The organism is Elioraea sp. Yellowstone (assembly GCF_006704265.1).
Classification (GTDB): domain Bacteria; phylum Pseudomonadota; class Alphaproteobacteria; order Acetobacterales; family Acetobacteraceae; genus Elioraea.
In genome coordinates, this window is sequence record NZ_VIKA01000106.1 from 1 (window position 1) to 11,025 (window position 11,025).

At 71.1% G+C, this 11,025-nt stretch carries 12 protein-coding genes and 1 pseudogene; all 13 read left to right on the forward strand.

What is annotated here, in order from left to right:
• Positions 1-183: 183 nt before the first annotated feature.
• Positions 184-1,191: an ABC transporter substrate-binding protein gene (locus tag FK498_RS13660; protein ID WP_141855445.1), complete on the forward strand. Its 1,008-nt coding sequence runs from the start codon at positions 184-186 to the stop codon at positions 1,189-1,191.
• A 58-nt stretch (positions 1,192-1,249) separates the two neighbouring features.
• The gene (locus FK498_RS13665; protein WP_237560945.1) at positions 1,250-2,023 is read left to right on the forward strand and encodes an ABC transporter ATP-binding protein; all 774 of its coding nucleotides are present in this window, start codon (positions 1,250-1,252) and stop codon (positions 2,021-2,023) included.
• The gene (locus FK498_RS13670; RefSeq protein ID WP_202614856.1) at positions 2,020-2,892 is read left to right on the forward strand and encodes an ABC transporter permease; all 873 of its coding nucleotides are present in this window, start codon (positions 2,020-2,022) and stop codon (positions 2,890-2,892) included. The genes FK498_RS13665 and FK498_RS13670 overlap by 4 nt, the downstream gene beginning before the upstream one ends.
• Positions 2,889-3,605 (forward strand): succinate dehydrogenase/fumarate reductase iron-sulfur subunit, encoded by a 717-nt coding sequence (locus tag FK498_RS13675; protein ID WP_141855449.1) that lies wholly within the window; start codon positions 2,889-2,891, stop codon positions 3,603-3,605. Before FK498_RS13670 ends, FK498_RS13675 begins: the two co-directional genes overlap by 4 nt.
• Position 3,606: 1 nt before the next feature.
• The gene (locus FK498_RS13680) at positions 3,607-3,939 is read left to right on the forward strand and encodes a succinate dehydrogenase (protein WP_141855451.1); all 333 of its coding nucleotides are present in this window, start codon (positions 3,607-3,609) and stop codon (positions 3,937-3,939) included.
• Positions 3,936-4,283 carry a succinate dehydrogenase gene (locus FK498_RS13685; protein WP_237560946.1) on the forward strand — a complete coding sequence of 116 codons (348 nt, stop codon included), beginning with the start codon at positions 3,936-3,938 and terminating at the stop codon, positions 4,281-4,283. Before FK498_RS13680 ends, FK498_RS13685 begins: the two co-directional genes overlap by 4 nt.
• Positions 4,283-5,014 (forward strand): sulfite exporter TauE/SafE family protein, encoded by a 732-nt coding sequence (locus FK498_RS13690; RefSeq protein WP_141855453.1) that lies wholly within the window; start codon positions 4,283-4,285, stop codon positions 5,012-5,014. The genes FK498_RS13685 and FK498_RS13690 overlap by 1 nt, the downstream gene beginning before the upstream one ends.
• Before the next feature lie 11 nt (positions 5,015-5,025).
• Positions 5,026-5,901, forward strand: a complete 876-nt coding sequence (locus tag FK498_RS13695) for a fumarate hydratase (protein ID WP_141855455.1) — start codon at positions 5,026-5,028, stop codon at positions 5,899-5,901.
• A 3-nt stretch (positions 5,902-5,904) separates the two neighbouring features.
• Complete coding sequence (locus FK498_RS13700; RefSeq protein ID WP_141855457.1) at positions 5,905-6,516, forward strand: fumarate hydratase C-terminal domain-containing protein; 612 nt, start codon at positions 5,905-5,907, stop codon at positions 6,514-6,516.
• A 4-nt stretch (positions 6,517-6,520) separates the two neighbouring features.
• The gene (locus FK498_RS13705) at positions 6,521-8,257 is read left to right on the forward strand and encodes an L-aspartate oxidase (protein ID WP_141855460.1); all 1,737 of its coding nucleotides are present in this window, start codon (positions 6,521-6,523) and stop codon (positions 8,255-8,257) included.
• Complete coding sequence (locus tag FK498_RS13710) at positions 8,254-9,186, forward strand: hydroxyacid dehydrogenase (RefSeq protein WP_141855462.1); 933 nt, start codon at positions 8,254-8,256, stop codon at positions 9,184-9,186. Before FK498_RS13705 ends, FK498_RS13710 begins: the two co-directional genes overlap by 4 nt.
• On the forward strand, positions 9,183-10,196 hold the full coding sequence (locus FK498_RS13715; protein ID WP_141855464.1) for an Ldh family oxidoreductase: 1,014 nt from the start codon (positions 9,183-9,185) through the stop codon (positions 10,194-10,196). Before FK498_RS13710 ends, FK498_RS13715 begins: the two co-directional genes overlap by 4 nt.
• A 92-nt stretch (positions 10,197-10,288) precedes the next feature.
• Positions 10,289-11,025, forward strand: a pseudogene (locus FK498_RS13720) (IS630 family transposase); the annotation flags it as partial.

The following is an 11,025-nucleotide window of genomic DNA, read 5'->3' on the forward strand; positions in this document are numbered from 1 at the left end:
CGAGCTTCCGCCCGGGTTCTGCACCGCCCCCTTCACCTGCGCCGTGGCGCTAAACCACCGCTAGTACTCGCTGCCGCCCCTCAACCAGCGCGCCTTGGGGGGGGGGGGGGCGCCGGAGCGCCCCCCCCGACGCTCCAACAAGGGGGACGAAGATCCCCGCACCACGAACGGGAGGATACTCGGATGCGCAGAAGGACACTGATCGCCGGACTCGGTGGTGCAGCCGCCACCGGCCTCGCCGTTCCGGCTCTGCGCGCGCAGCCGCGCGAGGTACGGCTCGCCGAGCAGTTCGGCATCGGCTACCTGCCCCTCAGCATCATGAAGGTGCGCAAGCTGCTCGAGGCGGAGGCCAAGGCGCGCGGCGTCGAGGTGACCACCGCCTGGGTACGCTTCGCCTCCGGCACGGCGATGAACGAGGCGCTGATCAGCGACAATCTCGACTTCGCCTCGGGCGGCGTGGGTCCCCTGCTGACGATCTGGGGACGCACGCGCGGCAACCTCGACGTGAAGGGCGTGGCATCACTGAACTCGATGCCCCTCTACCTCAATACGATCAACCCGAACGTGAAGACGATCGCCGACTTCACCGAGAAGGACCGGATCGCGCTGCCGGCGGTGAAGGTGTCGATCCAGGCGGTGATCCTGCAGATGGCGGCCGAGAAGGCGTTCGGGCCAGGCAACCACACCAGGCTCGACCATCTCACCGTGTCGATGTCGCACCCGGACGGGATGGCGGCGATGCTGTCCGGGCAGAGCGAGATCACCGCGCATTTCAGCTCGGCGCCATTCCAGTATCAGCAGCTTGCCGATCCGCGCGTGCGCCGCGTGCTGAACAGCTATGACGTGTTGGGCGGTCCGCACACCTTCAACAGCGTCTGGGCCATGGGCCGATACCGTTCGCGCAACCCGCAGATCATGGCCGCCTTCATCGCCGCGCTCGATCGCGCCATGGGCATGATCAAGGACGACCCCGAGGGCATGGCGGAACTCTGGATCGCGGATCAGCGTTCGCGCCTGGCCAAGGACGAGGTCGTGAAGATCATCCGCGACCCCGAGAACCGGTGGACGACCACGCCGCAGAAGATCATGGCCTTCGCGGAGTTCATGCACCGCAACGGCGGCATCCGCGCCATGCCGGAGCGGTGGCAGGATGTCTATGTCGAGGACATCGCCCACCTGCCGGGCTCCTGAGCGGATGGAGGCCGGCGCGATCGCCGCAGCGGCACGGGGCGCGGCGGGCGCGCAGGCAATGCCCGCTCCCCTGGTCTCGGCGCGCGGCGTCACCTTGCAGTACCGCACGCCGCAGCACATCGTCACCGCCACCTGGCGCGTCGATTTCGACGTGCTGCCGTCCGACCGCTTCATCCTGCTCGGGCCCTCGGGCTGCGGGAAGTCCTCGCTGCTCAAGGCGGTCGGCGGTTTCCTGCCGCCGGTCGAGGGACGACTGACCATCAACGGGCGGCCGATCGTGCAACCTGGGCCCGACCGGATGATGGTGTTCCAGGAGTTCGAGCAGCTCCTGCCCTGGAAGACGGTGCTCGGCAACGTGCTGTTCCCGATGCGCGCCACGGGCCGTTTCCGCGGCCGCGAGGCGATGGAGCGCGCGCAGGACGTGATCGCACGGGTCGGACTGGCGAAGTTCGCCGACGTCTATCCGCACATGCTCTCGGGCGGGATGAAGATGCGCGTGGCGATCGCGCGCGCGATGGCGATGGAGCCCGATATCCTCCTGATGGACGAGCCCTTCGCCGCGCTCGACGCGTTGACGCGCCGCAGGATGCAGGAGGAGCTGCTCGGTCTGTGGGATCAGCTCCGCTTCACCATGCTGTTCGTTACCCACTCGATCGAGGAGGCGATCCTGGTCGGCAGCCGGATCCTGGTGCTGTCGCCCCATCCGGGACGGGTGTGCGCCGAGTTGAACGCCGAGGCGTTCCATCACGGCAACGTCGACCAGGCCGCCTTCGGCGCGCTCTCCAAGCGTATCCATCGCCTGCTGTTCGAGGACCGGGGGACGGCGGAGTGACCGCGATCGACCTCTCCGCGCGGCCGGAGTTCGAGCGCGCTCCCGAGGACTTCTCGAACCAGGGCGCGGTCGAACGGCCGCTGCCGCTGTGGGAGCGGGCCTGGAACAGCACCGCCGTGCGCCGCGCGGTGCTGCTTGTCCTGCTCGCGCTGGTCTGGGAGGTCTATGCGCGGCTGCTCGCCAATCCGCTGCTGTTCCCGTCTCTGACGGAGACACTCGAGGCGATGGCGCGCGACCTCGAGAGCGGCATCCTGATCCGACGCACCCTCACCTCGCTGAACGTGCTGGTGCTGGGCTATGCGGCAGGGCTCGCGATCGCCGCGGTGTTCACCACGCTGGCGGTGTCCAGCCGGATCGGCACCGACCTGCTCGCGACGCTGACCGCGATGTTCAACCCTCTGCCGGCGATCGCGCTGCTGCCGCTCGCACTGATCTGGTTCGGCCTCGGCGTGCCATCACTCGTGTTCGTGATCATCCATTCGGTGCTCTGGGCGGTGGCGCTCAATACGCATACCGGCTTCCGCGCGGTGCCGGAGACGCTGCGCATGGCCGGGCGCAACGTGGGACTGAACGGGATCCGCTACGTCGCGCTGCTGCTGATCCCGGCCGCCTTCCCGGCGATCCTCGCCGGGCTGAAGATCGGCTGGGCCTTCGCCTGGCGCACGCTGATCGCGGCCGAGCTCGTGTTCGGCGCGTCCGCACGCCAGGGCGGGCTCGGCTGGCACATCTTCGAGGCGCGCGCGCAGCTCGAGACCGCAACCGTGTTCGGCGGACTGCTGGTCGTGATCCTGATCGGGCTGACCGTCGAGAGCGTGATCTTCCGCGCGATCGAGGCGCGCACGGTGAACCGCTGGGGCATGCAGCGATGAGCGACACGCTCTCGGTCTCGGTGCATCGCGGCACCAGCGGTGCGCGCTTCGACCGCTTCGAGGTGCCGCGCCTTCCCGCGCAGACCGTGCTGGACGTGGTCACCTGGATCCAGCGCGAGGCCGACCCGACGCTCGCCTACCGCTTCGCCTGCCGGGTCGGCATGTGCGGCTCATGCGCGATGACGGTGAACGGCAGGCCACGCTGGACCTGCCGCACGCGCGTCGAGACGGCCGCGCGCGACGGGCGGCTGACGCTCGAGCCGCTGCGCAACCTGCCGGTGGTGAAGGATCTGGTGGTGGACATGGCGCCGTTCTTCGCCAAGTGGGTGAAGGCCGAGGGCGTGTTCACGCCGCGCGCCGATCTCGGCGCCGATTTCGCCGTCGTCCCCCCTGCCTCTCCTGCCCGCGCCGCCGCCGATGCCGCCGTCGAGTGCATCGGCTGCGGCGTCTGCTATTCCGCCTGCGACGTGGTGGCGTGGCAGCCCGGCTATCTCGGCCCGGCGGCGCTGAACCGCTCCTGGACGCTCGTGAACGACGTGCGCGACGGCGGTCAGGTTGCACGCCTCGCCGCCGTCGCGAGCGATGCCGGCTGTCATGCCTGCCACAGCCACGGCTCCTGCACGCAGCACTGCCCGAAGGCGCTCTCGCCCACCGCCTCGATCGCCGGGCTGAAGCGGGCGGTGCTGCGCGCCGCCCTGCGCGGCGAGGCATGAGGTGAGCGCGGCGCGCCTGTTCCTGCTGCAACGCGCCTCGGCCGCGGTGCTGGCGGTCGCGGTGCTGGTGCATCTCGCCACCATCCTGCTCGCCGTGCGCGGCGGGCTCACCGCCGGCGAGATCCTCGGCCGCACCGCCGGCAATCTCGCCTGGCTCGCCTTCTATCTCCTGTTCGTCGTCGCGGCCGCCATCCACGCGCCGATCGGGCTGCGCGCGATCCTGCGCGAATGGGCAGGCTGGCGCGGCCGATCCTGCGACGTCGCGATGGCGCTGTTCGCCGCCCTGCTCCTGCTGCTCGGGCTGCGCGCGGCCTGGGCGGTCTACGCCGCATGATGCGCGCGCACCGCAACCACGCCGGTTGGTGGGCCGCCCTGCTGCATCGGCTCTCGGGGCTGGCGCTCGCGATCTTCCTGCCGCTGCACTTCCTCGCCCTCGGCACCGCGCTCGGGGGGGCGGACGCGCTCGACCGTTTTCTCGATCTGACCGCGAGCCCGCTGGTCAAGCTCGCCGAGACCGGGCTCGTACTGGCGCTGGCGCTGCATCTCGCTCTCGGCCTGCGCGTGCTGCATGTCGAGTTCCTGCCGCGACCCGAGAGCCGCACGCGCACGGTCGTCGCGGCCTGCTTCGGCATCGGCATCGCGGTCGCGCTGCTGTTCGCGCTGAACCTGACCGCGTGATGCTGACGCTCTCGGCCGGCACGATCGCGCTGGTCTCGCTCGGCGCCTTCATCGGCGCCATCTCGGCCGGCGCGGCCGGCTTCGCCTTCGCCATGACGGCCTCGGCGATCTGGCTGCACGTGATGGACCCCGTGCGCTCCGCGCTGCTGGTCGTCGCCTCGGGCGGACTTCTCCATACGATCCTCGTCTGGCGGATGCGCGCGACGATCGACCGCGCGCGGCTCGCGCCCTTCCTGATCGGCGGACTGATCGGCGTGCCGGTCGGCGTCGCCCTGCTGACCGTCGTCGATACCGCACTGATGCGCCGCATGCTCGGCGGGCTGATGGCCGCCTATGGCGGCTACGCGCTGCTCGCTCCCTCGCTGCCGCGCGTCACCGCCGGCGGGCGGCGCGCCGATGCCGCGGTCGGCCTGGTCGGCGGCGTGATGAGCGGCCTCGGTGGCTATTCCGGCGTACCGACGACAATCTGGGCGCAGCTGCGCGGCTGGCCGAAGGAACTCGCGCGCGGCGTCTACCAGCCCTTCATCCTGGCGATGCACATCGCCACCCTGGTGCTGGTGGGCGGGCTCGCCTTCGACCGCACCAGCGCGCTCCTGCTCGCGATCACGCTGCCGGCCCTGCTCCTCGGCGGCTGGTTGGGCTATCGTCTCTACGGACACCTGAACGAGCGGCAGTTCCGGCGCCTGCTCGCGGCGATGATCGCCGCGTCCGGCATCGCCCTGCTGATCTGACGGAGGACAGGATGCAACTCGACCTCGCCGAGATCGAGGAGATCGCCAAGCTCCTCTACATCCGCGCGCTGAAGCTGCTGCCCGACGACATCAAGGACGGCTTCATGCGGCTGCAGCGCGCCGAGACCGATCCCACGGGCCGCAGCCTGCTCGCCACGATGGTCGAGAACATCGCGGTCGCCGAGCGCGACGACAACCTGCTCTGCCAGGACACCGGGATCCCGATCTACAACATCACGATCGGCCGCGACGTCGCCTTCGACGGGACCGCGCTCAAGGAGGCGATCCGGCGCGGCTGCGAGCGCGCGACGCGCGAGCACCCGCTGCGCTCCTCGGTCGTGCATCCGATCACGCGGAAGAACGAGCACACCTCCTGCGGCATCCGCGTGCCGGTGCTGCACTTCGACTTCGACGACCGCCCCGAGACGGTAGAGATCGAGATGATCCCCAAGGGTTCGGGCAGCGAGAACGGCTCGTTCCTGCGCATGCTGGTGCCGGCCGACGGGGTGGCGGCGGTGAAGCGCTTCGTGATCGACCGCGTGATCGAGGCGGGCGGCAAGGTCTGCCCGCCCACCATCGTCGGGGTCGGGGTCGGCGGGACCTCCGATCTCTGCATGCATCTCGCCAAGATCGCCGCGACTCGGGCGCTCGGCTCCGTCTGCACCGATCCGGAGGGCGCAAAGCTCGAGGCCGAGCTCTCCGCAGCCGTGAACATGCTGGGCATCGGGCCGCAGGGTCTGGGCGGCGATTCCACCGCCTTCGCCGTCCATGTCGAGACCGCGGCAACGCACATCACCATGAACCCGGTCGCGGTGAACATCCAGTGCCACTCGGCACGGCGCGCGCGCGCGACCATCACGCCGGGCGGCGTCGCGTTCGGGTTCTGAGCCATGACGCACCACGTCCTGCACATGCCCTGCGACGAGGCGGCGGTGCGGCGCTTGCGCGTCGGCGACACCGTCACGCTCGAGGACTGGCTGTTCGGCATCCGCGACGCGACCCAGATCGCGATGTTCGACAAGGGCCGCAACGTCCGCCTCGACCTGCGCGGCCATGCCGTTGTCCATACGGCACCGAACGTGAAGCGCGTCGCGCCCTCGCCCGATGCGCCGGTCGGCTACGCGCCCCTCTGCGTCGGCACCACCACCTCGATGCGCATGGAGCGCTTCACCGAACCGCTGATGCGCGACCACGGCGTGCGGCTGATCATCGGCAAGGGCGGCCTCGGTCCCGCCTCGGCCGAGGCGTTCCGGCGCTACGGCGGCGCCTATCTCGCGGTGGTCGGCGGCGCCGCCGCGCTCGAGACCACCTGGATCGCGGCGATCGAGGATGTCGATCTCGACGACCTCAACCCCGAGAGCCTGTGGAAGTTCCGCGTCAGGGGCTTCGGGCCGCTGCTGGTGGCGATGGACAGCCACGGCGGCAGCCTCTACGCGACAGTGGGCGAGCGTGTCGCCGATCGCCGCGCCGCTGCCCTCGCGGTCCTCGGGGCGACGGACTGAACCGATGGTCGAACGCGGCATCGACACGCTCCGCACCGACATCTTGATCCTCGGCGCAGGCGGCGCGGGACTGTTCGCCGCGCTGCACGCGAAGCGCGCGAACCCCGAGCTCGACGTCACCATCGCGGTGAAGGGGCTGCTCGGCAAATGCGGCTGCACGCGCATGGTGCAGGGCGGCTACAACGTCGCGCTCGCGCCGGGGGATTCGGTCGAGCGCCACTTCATGGACACGATCGAGGGCGGCAAGTGGATCAACCGCCAGGACCTCGCCTGGATCCTGTGCGAGACCGCGCCGAGGCGCATCCGCGAGCTCGAGAACGAGATCGGCTGCTTCTTCGACCGCAACCCCGACGGCACGATTCACCAGAAGGCCTTCGCCGGCCAGACCTTCGACCGCACCGTGCACAAGGGTGACCTGACGGGGATCGAGATCATCAACCGCCTCTCCGAACAGGTGCTGGCGCGCGACGTGCGCCGGCTCGAGGACCATCGCGCGCTGGCGCTGATCCCTGCGGCGGACGGGACGCGCCTCTCCGGCGTGCTGCTGCTCGACATGCGCGAGGGCACGTTCCGCTTCGTCCAGGCCAGGGCGGTGCTGCTCGCCACTGGCGGCGGGCCGACCATGTACCGCTACCACACGCCCTCGGGCGACAAGTCCTGCGACGGGCTGGCGATGGCCCTGCGGGCGGGGCTGCCGCTGCGCGACATGGAGATGGTGCAGTTCCATCCCACCGGCCTGCTCGCCGGCGAGGATACGCGCATGAGCGGCACGGTGATCGAGGAAGGCTTGCGCGGCGCCGGCGGCCATCTGCTCGACGGCGCGGGACGGCGCTTCATGCTCGACTACGACCCGAAGGGCGAGCGGGCGACGCGCGACCTGGTCAGCCGGGCGATCATGGACGTGGTCCGCAAGGGCCGCGCGACGCCCGAAGGCGGCGTGTGGATCGCGATGGGCCATCTCGGCCCCGAGAATGTCCGGCGCCAGTTCAAGGGCATGGTGGAGCGCTGCGCCGATTGCGGCTTCGATCTCGCCGGCGGGCGCGTTCCGGTCATTCCGACCGCGCACTACATGATGGGCGGGGTGGTGTTCGAGGCCGACTGCACCACCGAACTGCCCGGACTGTTCGCCGCAGGCGAAGACACGGGCGGCGTGCACGGCGCGAACCGGCTGGGCGGCAACGGGGTCGCCAACTCCACCGTGTTCGGCGGCATCGCCGGGGAGTCGATGGCCGCCTGGGTGCCGCGGCACGGCGCGCTCGCGCCACCCGACCGCGCCGTCGTGCAGGCGGCAGTCGATGCGACACTCTCCCCGCTCGCCCGCCCGCCCGGCGACCTTCCCGGCCTGCGCCGGCGCCTGCTCGACGTCATGTGGGAGGATGTCGGTATCCTGCGCGATGCCGCCGGGCTCACGCGCGGGATCGCCGCACTCGACGCTCTTGCGGCGGAGATCGAGGCCTGCGGCGTGCCGGACGGCGACCGCCGCTACAACCTCACCTGGCAGGACCGTTTGAACCTCGAGAACCTTGTGCTGGTCAGCCGCGCGATCGCGGCGGCGGCGATGGCGCGCACCGACAGCCGCGGCGCGCATTGGCGCGAGGACTTCCCCGCGACCGGCGACCTCGCCGCCAGCCGCTACACGGTGGTACGCCAGGTGGGGGAGACGCTCGCGATCACCAGCGAGCCCGTACGCTTCGAGATCCTCACGCCCGGCCAGACGCTGCTGCGCGAGGCAGCCGCATGAACCGCACCCGCATCGTCGTCTCCGAGTTCATGGACGAGGACGCCGTTGCCGTGCTCGCCGCGCGCTTCGAGGTGCTCTACGACGTGACGCTGGCGGACGATCCGCCACGCCTGGCCGTGGCCCTCGCCGATGCGCCGGCGCTGATCGTGCGCAACCGCACCCAGGTGCGCGGTGCGCTGCTCGAGGCGGCGCCACGGCTCAGCGTGGTCGGCCGGCTCGGCGTCGGGCTCGACAACATCGACGTCACCGCCTGCGCTGAGCGCGGCATCCGCGTGATCCCGGCAACGGGCGCCAATGCCGATGCGGTGGCGGAATACGTGATCGCCGCACTCCTGATCCTGCTGCGCGGCGCCTTCGGCGCGACCGCGCGCATCGCCGCCGGCGAATGGCCGCGCACGGCGCTCACCGGCCGCGAAGCGCAGGGGCGGCTGCTCGGCCTGGTCGGCTTCGGCGACATCGCGCGCCGGATCGTGCCGCGCGCCAGGGCGCTGGGGATGCGGGTGGCCGCGTACGACCCGATAATCGGCGAACACGAGATGCGGCGCCAGGGCGTCGAGCCGATGGCGCTCGATGCGCTGATCGGCGCGGCCGACATCGTCTCGCTGCACGTGCCGTTGACCGACACGACCCGCCGACTGATCGACGCGCGCCGGATCGCCGCGATGCGGCCCGACGCGATACTGATCAACACCGCGCGCGGCGGCATCGTCGACGAGGCGGCGCTGGTCGCCGCGCTGCGCGGGGGCCGGATCGGCGGTGCGGCGCTCGACGTGTTCGAGGACGAACCGCCGGGGGATCCGGAACGCTTCGCCGGCGTGCCGAACCTGCTCCTCACGCCCCACATCGCCGGCGTCACGCAGGAGAGCAACCGGCGTGTCTCGGCCCTGATCGCCGAGCGTGTCGCCGCCGAACTCGAACGGACCGCATGAGTACCGAGACGCTTTCCTTCGGCGTGGCCCGGGCACTGGCCGCCTCCGCGCTGCGTGCCGCCGGCGCACGCGCAGAGGCCGCGCACCATACGGCCGAGGCGCTTGCGCGTGCGGATCTCGACGGGATCGCGAGCCACGGCCTCTCGCGCGTGCCCGCCTACGTGGCGCAGCTCCGCGCCGGCAAGGTGAAGGGCGATGCCGTGCCGTCCGTCACGCGGCCCGCGGAGGCAACCGTGGCGGTCGATGCCGCGGACGGGCTCGCCTATCCGGCGATCGCGGCCGCGCTCGCCTGGGCCGCTTCGCTGTTGCCGCAGCGCGGCGTGATCGCCGCAGGAGTGCGCAACAGCCACCATGCCGGCGCGCTCGGCCTGTTCGTCGAGGATCTCGCGCGCACGGCAGGCGCCTTCGCGATCGCCTTCACCAACAGCCCCGCGGGCATCGCTCCCGCCGGCAGCGGCACGCCCCTGTTCGGCACCAATCCGATCGCCTTCGCCTGCCCGATGACGGGTCGCGATCCGCTGGTGATCGACCTCTCGCTCTCGATGGTGGCGCGCGGACGGATCATGGTTGCCGCGCAGAAGGGCGAGCCGATCCCCGAGGGCTGGGCGACCGACGCCGCCGGCCGGCCGACCACCGACGCCAGGGCAGCACTCGCCGGCGCGATGCTGCCGATCGGCGGCGCCAAGGGGGCGGCGCTCGTGCTGATGGTCGAGCTCCTGACCGCGGCCCTGACCGCGAGCCATGCGGGGTTCGAGGCCTCGAGCTTCTTCGACGACAAGGGCGGGCCGCCGCGCATCGGCCAGCTCTTCCTCGCGATCCGGCCTGGCGCGGTCGGCGCGGATGAAGAGGCGGTCTCGGCCCGCGTCGCCGCGATCACCGGGCGGATGCTGGCCGAGCCCGGCGTGCGCCTGCCCGGTGACCGGCGGCTCGCGATCCGCGCCCGCCAGCGCGCCGAAGGCATCCGCTACCCGGTGGCCCTGCTCGCGGAGCTGCGCGCGCTCGCGGGATAGATCATACCACCTCGTGTGGACGGTGACTCACGAGGGGGATTCCCCGACGCGGGGGTGATGTGATTCACGCTGGTGAGCATCGGAGGCTCACCATGGCGCGTGCGATTCCCCTGCGTTCCGACTTCACGGCGGCGGAGCTTCGCCGCCTTGCGCGACGCAGCAAGGACGCCGGCCAGGCGCGTCGTCTGCTGGCCCTCGCCGCGATCTATGATGGCGGCACGCGCTCGGAGGCGGCGCGGCTTGGCAACGTGACCTTGCAGATCGTGCGCGACTGGGTGCTGCGCTTCAACGCCGAGGGGCCGGCAGGATTGCTCGACCGCAAGGCGCCCGGCCCCAGGCCGCGGCTGACCGCCGAACACCGCAAGGCCTTGGCGGCACGGATCGACCAGGGCCCCATCCCGGCGATCCACGGGGTGGTGCGCTGGCGGCTCAGCGATCTCGGCCAATGGCTGTGGGAGGAGTTCTGCGTCTCGGTGTCGCTACAGACGCTGAGCCGGACCCTGCGCGCCATGGGCTACCGCAAGCTCTCGGCCCGGCCCAAGCATCACGCCCAGGCCGAAGGCGCCGTCGAGGCGTTCAAAAAAACTTCCCTGCCACGCTGGCAGGCATCGCGCACGAGCGGGGCCTCGGCCCCGACGCGATAGAGATCTGGTTCGCCGACGAAGCCCGCATCGGCCAGAAGAACGGCATCACCCGCCGCTGGGCACGGCGCGGAACGAGGCCCTCGGCGCCGCAGGACCAGCGCTACGCCTCGACCTACATCTTCGGTGCCGTCTGCCCCAAGGACGGCAAGGGGGCAGCCCTGGTCCTGCCGGTCTGCAACACCGCG